Genomic DNA, 15,576 nt, shown 5'->3' on the forward strand with positions numbered 1-15,576 from the left:
GGCTCAGTCGCCGACCTGCTTGCGGTAGTACTCCGACCACTTGTCGTTGCCCTTGTCGTAGACGTCCCGCCAGTTGAGGTTCTTCTCGTCATAGGCCGCCCGCCAGTTCGAGTTCTTGCGGTCGTAGGCCCAGCGCCACATGTCGTTCTTGCGGTCATAGGCCCAGCGCCAGACGTCGTTGCCCGTGTCGTAGTCGACGACGTCCTCGTCGCCGAGGCGGCTCGCGAGGTCCATCGCGTGGTCGCCCTCGGCGTCCGCGCCCTCCATCAGGCGGCGCCCGACGTCCGAGGCCTCCTCCATGTTGTCCCGGCCCTCGTCCGAGATGCGCTGCATCTCCGCCTGCTGCCACTCGTTCCAGGCCTGCATCATCCGGTCGTACTCCTCCGCCCAGTACTCCTCCAGGTCGGCGCCGGAACCCACCGCGGTGAACTCACCACCGCCGGCCTCGGCCATCGCCCGCAGCGCCTGCTGGTCGGCGTCACCGACCTCGAAGCCGATGACGTTGACGATCGGCTCCACGCCGGACCCGGCCAGGTCCTGCGCCGCCTGCACCGGGTCCCCGCCGCACGACTCCAACCCGTCGGTCACGACATACACGATGCCGTCGGTGGCGTCCTCCGGTATGTCGTCGGCCGAGTCCCGCACCGCGCGCGCGAGCGGGGTCCAGCCCACCGACTCCACCTCGTCCAGCGCCTCACCCAGCCCCGAGCCGGCCGCGTCCCCCTCGAAGACGACCTCGCTGGACTCGCACGACTCGGCCTTGCCGGCATCGGTGTTGTCCCCCTCGTGGCCGTAGATCCGCAGGCTCACCGTCGACCCCTCCGGCAGCGTGTCGGCGAACTCGGCGATCGCCGCCTTGGCCTCGGCCATCCGGGTGCCGCTCCTGGCCTCCGCAGCCATCGAACCGCTGGCGTCGAGCACGATCGCGAAGTGGTTGCTGCCCACGGTCTCGGCCTGCGGCGCCTCGCCCTCGGTCGGCTCGGCCGCGCGGTCCGAGAGGCTGGGGTCGAAGAGGATCGCGGCCTTGACGTCCTCGGCGTAGTCGCCCTGCACCTGGGACTGGATCGCGCGCTGCCACTCCTGCGCGCTCTGCGGCTCCATCGCCAGGACCGCCTGGTAGGCCGCGTCCTCGTCGTAGGCATCGCCCGCGTAGGGGCCGGGGGCGTACATGAACTCCCGCTCGACGTCGGTCAGCTCGCGCGGGGCGTCCGCCCACTCGACCGGCACCAGCTCGGGGATCCCCGAGGCCGCCGGCGGGGCGGAGGTGGCGGCCGCGTCCTCCTCAGCGTCGGTGGACTCCTCCACCGCGTCACTCACCTGGGTGCCGCTGGGGGCGCTCTCCTCCGATCCGGAGGTGCCGTCGCAGCTGGCCAGTGCCAGCGCGAGCGCGAGCGCGGTCGTCGTAGCGGTCGTGGTCTTCACGGTCGTCCCCTCGGTCCTGGCGATCCAGGCTCCCCAGGCTAACCCCACCGTGCCACGCTGGCACCCCACCCACTCTCCAGGAGGTCAGCCATGGAGGCACCCCGCTACGAGCAGCTCACCGCGCTGCTCATCAACTGCTCGCTCACGCCCGAGCCCGCCCGGTCGCACACCGGGCGTCTGCTCGACGTCGTGGAGCACCTCATGTCCGGGGCCGGTGTGACCGTCGACCGGCTGCACGCCGTGGGCCACGACATCGCACCCGGGGTGCAGCCGGACATGCGCGAGCACGGCTGGGAGCAGGACGAGTGGCCCGACCTCTGGCCGAGGGTGCAGGCCGCCGACATCCTGGTCCTGGGCACCCCGCTGTGGCTGGGCGAGGAGTCCTCCGTGTGCCGCACCGTGATCGAGCGGCTCTACGCCATGTCCGGTGAGCTCAACGACGCCGGTCAGTCGATCTACTACGGCAAGGTCGGGGGCGCCGTCATCACCGGCAACGAGGACGGCGTCAAGCACACCTCGATGTCCCTGCTCTTCGCGCTGCAGCACCTCGGGCTGGTCATCCCGCCGCAGGCGGACTGCGGCTGGATCGGGGAGATCGGCCCCGGACCGTCCTACGGCGACCCGCGCGAGGGCCAGGACCCGGTCGGCTTCGACAGCGACTTCACCCGCCGCAACGCCACGATCATGAGCTGGAACCTCATGCACCTGGCCCACCTGCTGCGCTCCGCCGGGGGCCTGCCGACCTACGGCAACGACCGCAACGCGCTGGCCGACGGCGAGCTCTTCGGGTATGCCGCTCCCCGCCCGGTGGCGGACGAGGGCTGATCCACCCCTAGCGGCGCGCCCGCTCCTGCGGCACCCGCAACGTCCAGCCCTGGTCCAGCAGCCGCCCGGACCGCCGGGTCACCCGGTCCTGCTCGACCTCGCCGTCGGTGTTGACCCGGAAGGCGTCCTGCTCGTCGGCGGCCTCCACGACGATCTCGTGCCCCGACGTGAGCGTGACGTCCTCGCGCCGGGTGTGCCGGCCCTTGCGCAGGTCCCGGGCGAAGCCCACCCGTGCCCACGGAGAGACACCGTGCGCCACGACCACCTCGACCTGGCCGTCGTCGGGCCGGGCATGCGGCGCGACGGGGGTCCCGCCCCCCACCGAATTGCCCAGCGCTAGGGACACCATCAGCTCGGGCCGGTCGTCGTCCGCCGTGCCCTCGCCGTCGACCCGCACCCGCAGGTGCCAGCCCTTCGAGGTCAGCCCGGCCGCCCGGAGCGCGCCCCAGGCGTAGGCCGCCTTGCCGAACGTCCCCTTGACCTCGCTGGCGTGCGCGGTGGCCTCCGCCGCGACGCCGGCGTGCACGACGTTGACCACGACCGACCCGGTGTGGTCCACCATCAGTCCGCGCTGGAGCGGGCTGCCCTCGATCGCCACCGTGGCCGCCTCGCGGGGGTCGAGCGGCAGGCCGGCTCCCCTCGCGAGGTCGTTGCCGGTCCCGAGGGGCACGACGCCCACGGCGCCGATGCGCCCCAGCAGGTCCTGGTCGTGCACGGCCTGCAGGAAGCGGTGGACCGACCCGTCCCCACCCATGACGACGACGTCCCGCCCGGCCGCCGAGGCGACCGCGGCGGCATACTCCTCGTCCGACCCCGGTGCGCGGACGTCGAGCTGCTGCACGGAGCAGGACTCGAGGTGGGCGCAGACCTGCTCCACGACGTCCCCCTCGGAGCTGCCTGCCGCGGAGTTGGACAGCACGAGCACGCCCCGGTCGCCGGCCCCGTCGCGAGTCTCCTCGGCCGTCATGCGCGCGCCAGCCGGTCGGTCAGGACCGCGTGCGCCGCGGTGACGCCCACACCGAGGGTGGGCTCGAGCTGCGGCGCGAAGAAGGGCGAGTGGTTGGTGACCGTCGGCTCCTCCCCCTCGACCTCGTCGCGGGTGAGACCGCCGAAGAACCAGTAGACGCCGGGCACCTCGATCGCGTCCGGGAGGGCACCGAAGTCCTCGCTGCCCATGACCGCCGGGATCTCGTCGACCTGCTCCTCGCCGATCGCCCCGCGCAGCACCTCCACGACGCGGGCCGTCTCGTCCTCGTCGTTGACCAGCAGCGGGAAGGTGTAGAGCTCCTCGATCTCCGGCTCCGGTGCGTCCGAGGCCATCGCCTCGGCGAGGATGACCCGGCGGAGCCCGTCGAGCAGGTGCTCGCGCACGTCGGCGTCCAGGTTGCGCATGTTGACGGTGAACTCGGCGGTGGCCGGGATGATGTTCTCCTTGAGCCCGGCGTGGATGGTCGCGATGGTGATCACCGCCGCCTTCTGGGCCGGCACCTCACGGCTCTTCAGACTCTGGATCCGCACGATCATGTGGGCGGCCAGGACCACCGGGTCGATCGTCGACTCCGGCTGCGAGCCGTGACCGCCACGACCTTTGACCGTGACCTTCCACGCGTCGGAGTAGGTCATCGCCGGACCGGGGGTGAGGTCGATCGTGCCGGTGACCCCCGGCCACACGTGCTGGCCGTAGATGACCTCCGGGCGCTCCGCCCGGTCCCAGAGCCCGTCGGCCAGCATCGACGCGGCCCCCTGGGCCGTCTCCTCCCCCGGCTGGAAGAGGAAGACCACGGTCCCCGACCAGGCGTCCCGGTCCTGCGCCAGCAGGGTCGCCGCGCCGATGGCGGCGGTGACGTGCATGTCGTGCCCGCAGGCGTGCATCACCGGCACCGCGGTCCCGTCCGGCAGCGTCCCGCGCGCCGTGGACGCGTAGTCCAGGCCGGTGTCCTCCTGCACCGGCAGCGCGTCCGTGTCCGCCCGGAAGCCGACCACCGGTCCCTCGCCGTTGCGCAGGGTCGCCACCACCCCGGTCCCGCCGCACCGGAAGACGTCGTAGCCCAGCCCGCTCATCCGGTCCTCGATCAGCTCGGCCGTCGCCTCCTCCTGCATGGACAGCTCCGGGTGCGAGTGCAGGTGGCGGTAGAGATCGTGCAGCGAGGCGCGCAGATCGGGGTGGTCGTCGAGGATCGTGGCGGGATCAGACATACGGTGAGGGTATGCCGACCACTCACGCGGCCGCGGCGCGGGACTACGTGACCGCCCACCTCGACGACGTCCTCGCCGACCTCGCGCTCCTCGTGGGCCTGGAGACGCCGAGCCAGCGCCGGGACCTGCTGCAGGCCGCACTGCCGCGGATCGAGGCATACCTCGTGGGGAGGCTGGGTGAGCCGTCCGGACGCACGCAGCACGACGGGGGTGAGCACGGGGACGTGCTCGACCTGACGTGGACGGGCAGCGGCCCGGCCGGACACGTCCTCTCGCTCGCGCACTACGACACCGTGTGGCCGGAGGGGACGCTCGCGCAGTGGCCGCTGCGTCGGGACGGCGACCGGCTCACCGGCCCGGGGGTGCTCGACATGAAGGTGGGGATCGTCCAGACGGTGTGGATGGTCCTGGCGCTGCGCGAGCTGGGCCTGCCGCACCCCGACGTCCGCCTGCTGCTGACCGCGGACGAGGAGATCGGCTCTCGCGGCGGGCGCCCGCACCTGGAGGAGGCGGCCGGTGACGCCCTCGTCACGCTGATCGCCGAGCCCAGCGCGGCGGGTGCCGTCAAGACCCGGCGCAAGGGCATGGTGTTCGCCGACCTCACCGTGCACGGCGTCGAGTCGCACGCCGGGCTCGACCCGGACGCCGGCGCGAGCGCCGTCCACGAGCTCGCGCGACTGGTGCCCACGGTGCTCTCCCTCGCCGACAGGGAGCGGCAGACCACGGTGAACTGCGGGACGATCTCCGGAGGCACGGGGCGCAACGTGGTCGCCGGGCACGCGACGTGCGCTGTCGACGTGCGCATCCAGCACCCTGCCGAGGAGGACCGCGTGGTCGCGGCGCTGGAGGCCCTCCGGCCGACCGACGAGCGCTGCCGGCTCGAGGTCTCGATCGACCGGAACCGACCACCGATGAACCCGACGGCCCACACCGAGCGCCTCCTGGCCCTGGCCCGGTCCGCCGGCGCGGACCTCGGCGTCGAGGTGCGGGACGAGCCGGTGGGTGGCGCCAGCGACGGCAACTTCATCGCCGCACGGGGGCTGCCGGTGCTGGACGGGCTCGGCGGGATCGGCGCAGGCCCGCACGCCCGGCACGAGCACGTGCTGGTGAGCGGGCTGGCCCGGCAGACGGCTCTGATGGCCGGGATCGTCGAGCAAGTGGCGCGCTGACTTCCGGCTCTGGTCAGCTCGGGGAGAGCGTCACCCACTCCTCGTCCACGACGTATCCCAGGGCGAGGTTCGAGGCGAGACCGGCACTGTTCTCCGCGGACCCTCCGGTGCGAAAGACCTCAACTCCCTCAGCACGGAGGGTAAGCACGGATGCCGCCTTGACAGCCGTGCCCAGGCCGAGGCCTCGACGCTCTCGCACCACCACCGTGAAGTCGGTCTCGGCGTGCTGCCCGTCGAGGTCGACGAAAGTGATCGCGATCGCCCGCCCGGCCTCGTCGAAAGCCCCGAAGCCTCGTCTCGCGGGCGTCGCCCAAGCGGTCGACCTGGTCAATGGAGTGTGCTGGGTCGCGATCCCACCCGGATAGTCGCCCAGGGTCGCCGAGTCCAGCGCCAGGACCGGCTCGACATCCCCGCCGTCGAGCTCGCGCAGGGTGCCGTGACGACGGCCACGCCGGACGATGTCCGAGAGGGCATCGGCATCGATCCTCGCCGCGGTGAGCTGCGCGGCCCACGAGCGCGCGACCACGCGCCACCCGTCGCCCACGAACTCCGCAATCCTCACGTCGTCCGACCTCAGCACCAACTGCTCACCCTGCACCCGGCCAGTGTGGCTGACTGGAGGGTTCGCAGCCATCCCGGACCTTGCTCGCCACCGGCGTCGGCGAAGTTTCTGGGCGCGAGGCTTCTGTGCGCGGGGCCTTCTGCTGTTCGAACATGTGTGCTAACATCAACCCATCGAAGGGAGGGACGATGAGTCGACACAGGGGCCAGGGGGCCGCGCACGAACAGCCGCGCGGGTCGACGGCGTGCGAGGCACGGCTGCACCGACTCGTCTCCTCCTCCCAGCGGATGTCCTCCGTCCCGCGGGTGCAGACGTCCTCGCTCGGGGGATGTCGCGTGGTCCTGGAGCTGTCTGCCCCCTCTCCACCACAGACCTCTGCGAGTCGACCACAGCGCAGCTCGACTCCACCACAGCCCACCGCGACCGTCCCAAAGACCGACGACAGCCCGCGAGTCCTGCACGGCAGCGCGGATGGCTCGACCGCCATGGCGCGCGTCCGGGAGGTCGCCGCCCGCCGCTGCACGCTCGAGGCGGAGCTGTTGACATCGGCCCGCGAGCTGGCCGCCGAGGTCGGCAGCGCCTTGCTGGCGGACAAGGGGTTCTCCGACGTCGAGGAGCTCTCCGCCGGTCAGCGTCGACGCTGGCGGGCCGAGACGAAGCGGCTCGCGTGCGCCGAGCTGCAGATCGCCCTGGGTGTGGGCATCAAGGAGGCACGGCAGCTCGTCGGCGTGGCCTGTGCGCCGGTGTCGGTGCGCACCGTGGTGCACGAGGCGCTGCGCAGCGGCCTGGCCGGCTGGGGCCATGTGCGCGGCTTCTGGGACCGGTGCGGGTCCCTGCCTGCCGAGTCGGGAGCGCTGGTGGCCGAAGCACTGTTCGGGTCCGATGCGGCGACGGTGGTGCCGGAGCGCCGCGGGCCGGACGGTCAGCTGCTGGACCGACCCTGGCACGCCGCGGAGTTCTGGGCCGCCCTCGAGCGGGAGGCGGTGCGGGTCGAGGGCGAGGACGTGCAGTCCGAGCGTGAGCGTCGCCGTGAGGCACGCGCCGAGCGGCGCCTCTGGATGCGGGTCGACGACGACTCGACGGCCACGCTCGCGATCACCGGCCCGCTGACCAGCCTCTGCGCGATCTCCCAACGGGTGGACTCCTGCGCCAAGGCGCTGCGCAAGGGCGGCGACGAGCGGACCCTGGCGCAGCTGCGCTCGGACGTGGCCCAGACCCTGCTGCTGCACGGCCGGGTGGACCCGCCCGAGAGCGACACCGATCCGCTGCTCACACCGGACGGTGCCGAGCACATCGCGCAGGTCGTCACTGCCCAGCCCCACATCTCGCTGCAGGTCGTCGTGCCGTGGACCGCCTTCGCGTCCCCCTCGACCAGCCGGTCCGCAGACGCGGCCGACGACCCACCCGGCGACACCCCGGACGCACACGACGAATCACCGCCCGCCCCACCGGATCGATCCGGTCCAGAGCGCTCGGCCGACGATCCAGCCCGCGACACCCACGGCGAGCACGACGAATCACCGCCCGCCCCACCGGATGGTCCCGGCACTGACCGCTCGGGCGACCCCCGGTCCGGGCCCGCGGGCACCGTCGGCGAGATCTTGGGGCGGCACCCTGCCTTCATCACCCCCGGGCACGCGCGGGAGCTGGCCCTCACGCCAGGTGCCACGCTGACGAGACTGCTCACCGACCCAGCGGACGGGCGACTGATCGAGCGCAGCATCACCTCCTACCGTCCGGACGCCGCGATGCGCCGACAGATCGTCGCCGCGGACGTCTACTCCCGTGCCCCGGGCAACCGGCGACCGGCAGCCGCGTGCGAGATCGACCACGAGACGCCCTGGGGTGATGGCGGCGCGACGACCGAGACCAACCTGAGCCTCAAGGACGTCGCGAGCCACCAGCTGAAGACCGCAGGCTGGTGGTCCACGACCATGGCCCCCAACCGCGACCTGACCTGGGAGACCCTGCTGGGCCAGATCGAGCGGACCCGCTCGCACGACTACCGCCAGTACCTCCCCACCATCCGCGCCCAGGCCGACGCGGCCGGCGGGGCCGGCGGGGCCGGCGGGGCCGGCGGCGAACGCAACACCGTCTGCGGAGGGCAGGAGGAAGACCTCGACCTGGCCTGCCGCGCTCTCTACACCGCGCTCGCCCACCGCGGCACGGCGGCCCTGCTCGCGGATGACGACGACGCGGACGGCGCCACCGACCACGACCCACGACTCAGTGGCTGGATCAGCCTCACCCACCGGGATCGCGACGGGCAGCGGCGCCACGGGCCCCGCGAGGACCTGGCCACCCTCCCCAGCCTCCTCGGATTCGGCTCGCCGTCCGAGCCAGAGAGCAAGAACGAGACCGAGAGCGAGACCGAGAGCGAGGACAGCGGGCCGCAGCAGCCCTGGGGCGACCGGCCCGACGCCCCACCTCCCTTCTGAGACCGATCAGTGACACAGTGGCGTCATGCCACGCACCATCGCTACCACGACCGACGTCGACCGCGACGCCCTGCTCGACTTCGTCCGCCCGCGGCACAACCTCGTGCTCATCACCAGCCGCAAGGATGGCCACCCGCAGGCCTCCCCCGTCACCGGCGGCGTTGACCAGGAGGGCCGCATCGTCATCTCGACCTACCCGGACCGCGCCAAGACGCACAACGCCCGGCGTGAGCCCGAGGTCAGCATCCTCGTCACGTCGGACGACTTCGGCGACGCCTGGGTCCAGGTCGACGGCAGCTGCGAGGTGCTCGACGGCGAGGAGGCGATCGAGCCGCTCGTCGACTACTTCCGCTGCATCTCCGGCGAGCACCCGGACTGGGACGAGTACCGCCAGGCGATGCGGGACCAGGGCAAGTCGCTGCTGCGGATCACGCCCACCCGCTGGTCCCCGGTCGCGACCGGCGGCTTCCCCCCTCGGCTGGCCGACCAGGACGACTGAGGCACGGGGCTACCGGCCCAGCCAGGGCGCTGCGGCGTCCCGGTGGGACTGCCGCTTCTCCTGCGCCATCCCGTCCCAGGTGCGCACCGCGAAGCCGGCGCGGCTGTTGGCCTCGAAGACCTCACGGTGGTCCTCGACGAAGGTCCAGTAGAGCCCGTCCCACGCCTCCCGCCAGTCCCCCGCGGGCAGGTCGGACATCTTCCTCAGGTAGTTGCTTCCGGAGACGTACGGCTTGGTCGTGATCGCGTCGCCCGCGGCGAACTGGCTCATGGCATAGACGTTCGGCACCATGACCCAGTCGTAGGCGTCGACGAACAGCGACATGAACCACCGGTACACCTCGTCCGGGTGCACCCGCAGCAGGCACAGCGCGTTGCCCAGGACCATCAGCCGCTCGATGTGGTGGGCATACCCCCGCTCGAGCACGCGGCGGATCACGAGGTCGACCGGCTCCAGCCCCGTCTCCCCCGTCCACCACGACGTGTCCAGGCTCCGGCCGTGCTCGAGCACGTTGCTGGTGCGCATCCGTCGCCCCCACAGGCGGTAGGTCGCGCGCATGTACTCCCGCCACCCGATCAGCTGGCGCACGAAGCCCTCCAGGCTGGCGAGCTCCACGTCGTGCTCGTCCGCGGCCGCCAGGACCCGCTCCAGCACCTGCGCCGGGTCGATCAACCCGCAGTTGAGACCGGGTGTCAGGGCGGCGTGGAAGATCACCGGGTGCTCCCGGCTGATCGCGTCCTCGTACGGCCCGAACTGGGTGAACCGCTCGTCCAGGAAGCGGCGCAGCGCCGCATCCGCCTCCGCGGGTGAGGTCGGCCAGCAGAAGGTCCCGGGGTCGCCGGGGGCGTCCGGGAAGTGCTCGCCGACCCAGTCGACGGCCTCGGTGACGCGGGTATGCCGTCGCGCCGGCCCGAGCGACGGGTCCGGCACGGGGTGACCGGAAGGCAGCTTCTTGCGGTTCTCGGTGTCGAAGGACCACCGGCCCCCCACCGGCTGGTCGCCGTCCATGAGCACGTCCAGCCGTCGACGCTGCCAGGCGTAGAAGTGCTGCATCCGGGCCCCGCCGGACGCGAAGTGCTCCCTGACCTGCTCGCGGGTGGTGAGGAAGCCCGGCGTGTCCAGGACGTCCTCCGTGCGCAGCTCGTAGCCGCCCTCGCGCAGCTGGTCGCGGCAGTGCCGTCCCAGCCAGTCGTCGGCGACGTCGAGCACGGTGACCTGGCCGGGCCGCAGACGCTCCACCAGCTCCACCAGCCCACGGCCGCTCGTGCGGTCCGGCGAGGACTCGACGACCTCCACGTCCAGGCCCTGCTCCCTGGCCCGGTCCGCGAACCGCCGGGTGGCGGCCCGGTGCAGGACCAGCTTGTGCGCGTGGAAGGGGTACTGGCGGTAGAGGAGGTCCTCCTCCACCACGACCAGCACCGTCCCGGGCGGGACGTGCAGCTGCTCCGTGTGCAGCTGGTGCGGGTAGACCAGGCGCAGCCGGGTGGAGCGCCCGCTCATGCCGCCGCTCCGGCGACGTCCGACACGACCTCGTGCTCGGGATCCCACCAGCGCAGACCGCATGCGGTCAGCCCGGTGGGCGCCCGGACCGGCTCTCGAGGTGACGGTGCGCCGGACAGCACGGCCAGCGCAGCACCCACCTCGGGGACGCGCAGGCGGGTGCCGAGGGTGACGTGCGGGACCCACGGCCGCTCGTCCACGCCCGGCCACGCGCGCACCGTCCGGGCCCGGGCGTCCTGGACGGCCGGGGCCGGCACGATCAGCACGGCGAGGCTCAGCCGCCGTCGACCCAGCAGGACCAGCCCGCCCGTCCCCAGCCGCAGCGGCAGCAGCGGCGCCCACACCTCGCGCGCCCGGCGCAGCACGCTCTCGTCCGGGGCGGACGCCGATGACGCGACGGTCAGGTGGGGCCGGTGGGTGGGGCCGCGGTGCCGGGCGGACGAGCGGACCCCACCACGTTCCAACGTCTGCCAGGTCGACCGCACGCGCTCGTCGTCGTCGGGAGCGAGCACCAGCTCCAGGGCGTGCTCCCGGCTCACGCGGCCGCGTCCTGCTCCCGGTCCCGTGCGACACCAGCCATCGCCCAGCGCACCGTCGACGTGCTGGCCCGGCCCAGAGGACGCAGCAGCGTGCGGGACAGCGCGGGCGAGGCCGGCAGGCCGAGCTCGACCCGCGCCCACCGTGGCAGCACGGCCAGGCCGCCGGCGGCGATGGCCCAGTAACCGGGCCGGGTAGCCACCGGCAACGGCGGCTCGGTCAGCAGGAAGCGCGCCGCATCCCGCGCCGCCTCGGTGGCCGCCAGCTCGCCGCGGTAGGCGAGCAGCTGTTCCTCCAGGGCGGCCACCGAGCCCGGGGGGTCGAGCACGCCGAGGTGCGCGGCCGAGACCCCGGCCTGCGCGACGTAGGTGTCCGCCTCGTCCTCGGTGAGCGGACGCCGGGCGAACGCCTGGTAGGCCTGCAGGAAGGATCGGACCTCAGCCACGTGGACCCACCGCAGCAGGTGCGGGTCCGAGGCGTGGTAGCTCCGGCCCAGGGCGTCCTTGCCGCGCACCCGCTCGTGGATGTCGCGGACGTGCCCGATGGTCTCCAGCGCGTGCTCGACCGTGCCGAAGGTCGTGGCCGCCAGGTAGGTGCTGGTCCGCTGCAGCCGACCCCACGGGTCCCCCCGGTAACCCGAGTGGCCTGCCACACCGGCCATCGCCATCGGGTGCAGCATCTGCAGGAGCAGGGCCGCCACGCCACCGGGGAACATCGCCGCGTCGGCGTGGACACGCCAGACCGGGTCGTCCTCGGTGAACCAGCGCTCGCCGGGGGTGTCCCAGATGCGCGCCGCACGGACGCTCGCGTCCTGCCCGGCCACGCGGGCTCGGAGGGCGCTGCCCAGGGCGGTCTGCAGCCGTCCGACGCTCACCGGCACCGGCACCTCCGACGTGATCGACATGTGGAACCCAGGATTGTCGATCCTCGCACCCCCGGTGCACCCCGTCCAGGCCAAGCGGACGGCGCGCGGTGCCGACGCGTACCGTCGGCCCCATGCAGACCCCCACCTTCCCCGGCACCGACCGTCCGTTCGCACCGATCAACCTCGGCGGCAACCCCTTCGGCTGGACCGCCTCCGCCGACGCCAGCTTCGCGGTGCTCGACGCCTTCCTCGACGCGGGCGGTGCCTTCGTGGACACCGCCGACGCCTACTCGGCCTGGGCCGACGGGCACGAGGGCGGCGAGTCCGAGGCGATCATCGGGCGGTGGATGGCCGACCGGGGCAACCGCGACCAGGTGCTCGTGGCCACCAAGGTCGGCAAGAAGCCCGATCGTCAGGGGCTCGGGCGGGCGAGCGTCCTGGCCGCCCTGGACGAGTCGCTGGACCGGCTGGAGACCGACCACGTGGACCTCTACTACGCCCACGCCGACGACGAGAGCGTCGCCATCGCCGACCAGGTCGCCACCTTCGACGAGGTCGTGACCAGCGGCAGGGCCCGAGCACTCGGCCTGTCCAACTACACCCCGGCGCGGCTGCGCGAGTTCCTCGAGACCGCCGCGAGCCAGGACGCGACGCTGCCGACGGCGATCCAGCCGCGCTACAGCCTGGTCTCCCGGGGCGACTACGAGCGCACGCTGGCGCCGCTGGTCGCGGAGTTCGACCTCGCGGTCTTCTGCTACCCGGCCCTCGCCTCCGGCTTCCTCACCGGCAAGTACCGCACCGAGGCCGACTTCGACGGCAACGCCCGGGGAGGCGCCGCCCGACGGTATGCCGAGGCCGGCGGGCTCGCCGTCGTGGACGCCCTGGTGCAGGTGGCCGACCGGCACGGCGTCGAGCCGGCCACGGTGGCCCTGGGCTGGCTGCTGGCCAAGGGCGTGACCGCTCCGATCGCCTCCGCCTCCCGGCCCGAGCAGCTGGCGCCGCTCATGGCGGCGACCGGGCTGCGGCTCACCGAGGACGACGTGGCCGAGCTGGACGAGGCGTCGGCGAGCTTCTGACCGAGCCCGACCGGCCCGGCACCGGACCGTCAGCGGGCGCGACTCCGCGCCGCCGGCTCAGACCTCGACGTCGTCCACGGCATCGAGGTCAGGCAGGTCGTCGAAGACGGCGGGCGGCTCCCGCCAGGGGTGGTGCTCCCCCCGCTGCGCCTCGCGGATCGCGGTGAGCACCCGCTCCGGGGTGCACGGGATGTCGACGTGGCGTACGCCGAGGTGCGCGACCGCGTCGACGACCGCGTTCTGCACCGCCGGGGTGGACCCCACCGTGGCAGCCTCCCCGATCCCCTTGGCCCCCAGCGGGTTCCGGTCGGTCGGGGTGGTGGTCGAGGTGGTCTCCAGCTGCACCAGGTCCCCCGTCGAGGGCAGGGTGTAGTCCGCGAAGCTCGCCGTGACCGGGTTGCCCCACTCGTCGTAGCGGAACTCCTCCCAGAGCGCCTGCGAGATCCCCTGCACGCAGCCTCCCTGCTGCTGGCCACGCACCAGCAGCGGGTTGACGACGACGCCGCAGTCGTCGACCGCGACGTGCCGCAGCAGCCGGACCGCCCCGGTCTCCACGTCGACCTCCACCACGCTGACGTGGGTGCCGAACGGGAAGGTCGAGCCGTCCTGGGAGAAGTCGTGGTCCACCTGCAGACCGTCCGACTCGTCGTGCGCGTACCGGGCGACGTCGTCCCAGTCGACCGCTGCACCGGGGACGCCGCGCACGGAGAAGGTGCCGTCGACCAGCTCGATGTCCGCCTCGGCGACCTCGAGCAGGTCGGCCGCCACCCGGGTGGCCCGCTCGCGCAGCTCGACCGCCGCACCCAGCACGGCGCTCCCGCCGAGCTGGAGCGACCGGGCACCACCCGTGCCTCCCCCGGTGCGCACCTGCGCGGTGTCCGACTGCACGTAGGTCACCCGCTCCATCGGCAGCCCCAGCTGGTCCGCGACCAGCATCGAGAAGGCGGTCGCATGGCCCTGCCCGTGCGCGGAGGTCCCGGCCATGACCGTGAGCGAGCCGTCCCGGGCCACCCGGATGCCGGCATACTCCGACCCGCCGAACCCGGTGACCTCGACGTAGCTGGCGATCCCGATGCCGAGCTGCCAGGACGCCCCCTGCTCACGCCGACGACGCTGCTCGGCCCGCAGACCCTCGACGCCCGCCCGCTCCAGCGCGACCTCGAGGGTGCCCGCGTAGTCACCGGTGTCGTAGCGCGCCCCGAACTTGGTCTCGTGCGGGAAGGCGTCGGCCGGCACGTAGTTGCGGCGCCGGAACTCCTCGGGGGTCAACCCGCTCTCCCGCGCGGCATGGTCGACGAGGCGCTCCACCATCGCGGCGGCCTCCGGTCGGCCGGCGCCACGGAAGGCACCCGTCGGGGCGGTGTTGGTCAGCACCGAGACGGCGTCGTAGCGCAGCCGCGGGATCCGGTAGGCGCCCTCGGACATGGTGCGGGTGGAGCCGCTGGCGAAGGAGCCGCCGAAACCGGCGTAGGCGCCGCAGTCGCCCACCAGCCGCGCCCGCATCCCGGTGATGCGCCCCTCCTGGTCCACGCCGAGCTCGGCGTACTGCACCTGCCCGCGGCTGCTCATCGACAGCATGCTCTCGCTGCGCGTCTCGACCCAGCGGACCGGCCGGCCCAGACGGCACGAGGCGCGAACCACCGCCGCGTGCTCGGGCACGATCCCGGCCTTGCCGCCGAACGCCCCTCCCACGTGCGGCGCACGCACCCGCACGTCGTCGGCCGGGAGCCCGGTCCAGCGGACCAGCAGCCGCTTGGCCAGGTGGGGGTGCTGCGTCCCGAGCGTCACGTCCAGCCCGGTCACCTCGCCGGCCTCACCGGACGCCGGGGCCAGCGGCGTCGGGCGGACCAGGATGCCGTGCCCCTCGATCGGGCTGGTGGCCATCCGGTTGTTCTCCATCCGCAGCCGCGCCACGTGGTGCGCCCCGGCCAGGACGTCCGGCTCGCCCTCCGGGTCCTTCACCGCCAGGGCCAGGTTGCTGCCCAGCTCCGGGAACTGCCGCGGCGCGTCCGGCCCGAGCGCCTCCTCCAGGTCGATGACGGCGTCGAGCTCCTCGTAGTCCACGTCGACGAGGTCACCGGCGTCGACGGCCGCCGCGCGGGAGGTCGCCACGACGAGCGCGACGGGCTCGCCGACGAAGCGGACCCGGTCGGTGGCGAGCGCGGTGCGCCCGATCCGGTCGTTGATCTGGGCGAACGGCGGCACCGGGTCGGAGCCGAGCTCCGCCGCGGTGAGGACCGCCACCACCCCCGGCGCGTCGCTCGCGGCGCCGGTCCCGATGCCCCGGACCAGCGCGTGCGGCACCGGGCTCCGGACGAAGGCGGCGTGCAGCACGGTCGGGTCCGCCAGGTCGACGTCGCCCACGAAGTCGCCCCGACCGCGCAGCAGGTCAGGGTCCTCCACCCGGCGCACCTCGGTGCCGAGGATCGAGGTCCCGCGCATCGGTTCGGTCATGAGCCCATCCTGCCTCCCCGGGAGGCGACCGGC

The 15,576-nt window shown here is 73.2% G+C and carries 13 protein-coding genes; 5 read left to right on the top strand and 8 right to left on the bottom strand.

What is annotated here, in order from left to right; translation table 11 throughout:
• Positions 1-3 precede the first annotated feature (3 nt).
• A complete protein-coding gene (locus tag FXF60_RS04325) occupies positions 4-1,422 on the bottom strand; it encodes a vWA domain-containing protein (RefSeq protein WP_151524046.1) in 1,419 nt (472 codons plus the stop codon).
• Between the two features lie 90 nt (positions 1,423-1,512).
• Here FXF60_RS04325 and FXF60_RS04330 point away from each other — a divergent pair, with 90 nt between their 5' ends.
• Positions 1,513-2,247 (top strand): flavodoxin family protein, encoded by a 735-nt coding sequence (locus FXF60_RS04330; protein WP_151524047.1) that lies wholly within the window; start codon positions 1,513-1,515, stop codon positions 2,245-2,247.
• A gap of 7 nt (positions 2,248-2,254) precedes the next feature.
• On the opposite strand, the gene FXF60_RS04335 is transcribed toward FXF60_RS04330, so the two are convergent.
• Both FXF60_RS04335 and FXF60_RS04340 read right to left on the bottom strand, forming a co-directional pair.
• Positions 2,255-3,214, bottom strand: coding sequence for a diacylglycerol/lipid kinase family protein (locus tag FXF60_RS04335; RefSeq protein WP_151524048.1), 960 nt, complete (start codon positions 3,212-3,214; stop codon positions 2,255-2,257).
• On the bottom strand, positions 3,211-4,443 hold the full coding sequence (locus FXF60_RS04340) for an amidohydrolase (protein WP_151524049.1): 1,233 nt from the start codon (positions 4,441-4,443) through the stop codon (positions 3,211-3,213). Before FXF60_RS04340 ends, FXF60_RS04335 begins: the two co-directional genes overlap by 4 nt.
• 11 nt (positions 4,444-4,454) lie before the next feature.
• On the opposite strand from FXF60_RS04340, the gene FXF60_RS04345 reads away from it, so the two are divergent.
• A complete protein-coding gene (locus FXF60_RS04345; RefSeq protein WP_151524050.1) occupies positions 4,455-5,612 on the top strand; it encodes a M20 family metallopeptidase in 1,158 nt (385 codons plus the stop codon).
• Between the two features lie 13 nt (positions 5,613-5,625).
• Here FXF60_RS04345 and FXF60_RS04350 read toward each other — a convergent pair whose 3' ends face one another.
• Positions 5,626-6,174, bottom strand: coding sequence for an acetyltransferase (locus FXF60_RS04350; RefSeq protein WP_238335700.1), 549 nt, complete (start codon positions 6,172-6,174; stop codon positions 5,626-5,628).
• Positions 6,175-6,659: 485 nt separating this feature from the next.
• Between FXF60_RS04350 and FXF60_RS04355 the strand changes: the two genes are divergently transcribed.
• Positions 6,660-8,612: an HNH endonuclease signature motif containing protein gene (locus FXF60_RS04355; RefSeq protein ID WP_151524052.1), complete on the top strand. Its 1,953-nt coding sequence runs from the start codon at positions 6,660-6,662 to the stop codon at positions 8,610-8,612.
• 25 nt (positions 8,613-8,637) lie between these two features.
• Complete coding sequence (locus FXF60_RS04360) at positions 8,638-9,111, top strand: PPOX class F420-dependent oxidoreductase (RefSeq protein WP_151524053.1); 474 nt, start codon at positions 8,638-8,640, stop codon at positions 9,109-9,111.
• 9 nt (positions 9,112-9,120) lie between these two features.
• Here FXF60_RS04360 and FXF60_RS04365 read toward each other — a convergent pair whose 3' ends face one another.
• The 3 genes from FXF60_RS04365 to FXF60_RS04375 are packed head-to-tail and all read right to left on the bottom strand — an operon-like array spanning position 9,121 to position 12,052.
• Positions 9,121-10,611, bottom strand: a complete 1,491-nt coding sequence (locus FXF60_RS04365; protein WP_151524054.1) for a cryptochrome/photolyase family protein — start codon at positions 10,609-10,611, stop codon at positions 9,121-9,123.
• A complete protein-coding gene (locus FXF60_RS04370) occupies positions 10,608-11,150 on the bottom strand; it encodes a 2'-5' RNA ligase family protein (protein WP_192796590.1) in 543 nt (180 codons plus the stop codon). The genes FXF60_RS04365 and FXF60_RS04370 overlap by 4 nt, the downstream gene beginning before the upstream one ends.
• Positions 11,147-12,052 (bottom strand): oxygenase MpaB family protein, encoded by a 906-nt coding sequence (locus FXF60_RS04375; RefSeq protein WP_151524056.1) that lies wholly within the window; start codon positions 12,050-12,052, stop codon positions 11,147-11,149. The genes FXF60_RS04370 and FXF60_RS04375 overlap by 4 nt, the downstream gene beginning before the upstream one ends.
• A gap of 92 nt (positions 12,053-12,144) precedes the next feature.
• On the opposite strand from FXF60_RS04375, the gene FXF60_RS04380 reads away from it, so the two are divergent.
• Positions 12,145-13,089: an aldo/keto reductase gene (locus FXF60_RS04380; protein ID WP_151524057.1), complete on the top strand. Its 945-nt coding sequence runs from the start codon at positions 12,145-12,147 to the stop codon at positions 13,087-13,089.
• 57 nt (positions 13,090-13,146) lie between these two features.
• Here the strand turns inward: FXF60_RS04380 and FXF60_RS04385 are convergent, their stop codons facing one another.
• Positions 13,147-15,543 (bottom strand): xanthine dehydrogenase family protein molybdopterin-binding subunit, encoded by a 2,397-nt coding sequence (locus tag FXF60_RS04385; RefSeq protein WP_238335701.1) that lies wholly within the window; start codon positions 15,541-15,543, stop codon positions 13,147-13,149.
• Between the last annotated feature and the right edge of the window lie 33 nt (positions 15,544-15,576).

Source organism: Serinicoccus kebangsaanensis, from assembly GCF_008919445.1.
Lineage (GTDB): Bacteria > Actinomycetota > Actinomycetes > Actinomycetales > Dermatophilaceae > Ornithinicoccus > Ornithinicoccus kebangsaanensis.

Excerpts from the sequence above, each read along its gene's own strand:
- FXF60_RS04330 (WP_151524047.1), top strand. The coding sequence starts at position 1,513 with ATGGAGGCACCCCGCTACGAGCAGCTCACCGCGCTGCTCATCAACTGC.
- FXF60_RS04380 (WP_151524057.1), top strand. The coding sequence starts at position 12,145 with ATGCAGACCCCCACCTTCCCCGGCACCGACCGTCCGTTCGCACCGATC.
- FXF60_RS04340 (WP_151524049.1), bottom strand. The coding sequence starts at position 4,443 with ATGTCTGATCCCGCCACGATCCTCGACGACCACCCCGATCTGCGCGCC.
- FXF60_RS04365 (WP_151524054.1), bottom strand. The coding sequence starts at position 10,611 with ATGAGCGGGCGCTCCACCCGGCTGCGCCTGGTCTACCCGCACCAGCTG.
- FXF60_RS04335 (WP_151524048.1), bottom strand. The coding sequence starts at position 3,214 with ATGACGGCCGAGGAGACTCGCGACGGGGCCGGCGACCGGGGCGTGCTC.
- FXF60_RS04375 (WP_151524056.1), bottom strand. The coding sequence starts at position 12,052 with ATGTCGATCACGTCGGAGGTGCCGGTGCCGGTGAGCGTCGGACGGCTG.
- FXF60_RS04355 (WP_151524052.1), top strand. The coding sequence starts at position 6,660 with ATGGCGCGCGTCCGGGAGGTCGCCGCCCGCCGCTGCACGCTCGAGGCG.
- FXF60_RS04345 (WP_151524050.1), top strand. The coding sequence starts at position 4,455 with ATGCCGACCACTCACGCGGCCGCGGCGCGGGACTACGTGACCGCCCAC.
- FXF60_RS04360 (WP_151524053.1), top strand. The coding sequence starts at position 8,638 with ATGCCACGCACCATCGCTACCACGACCGACGTCGACCGCGACGCCCTG.
- FXF60_RS04385 (WP_238335701.1), bottom strand. The coding sequence starts at position 15,543 with ATGACCGAACCGATGCGCGGGACCTCGATCCTCGGCACCGAGGTGCGC.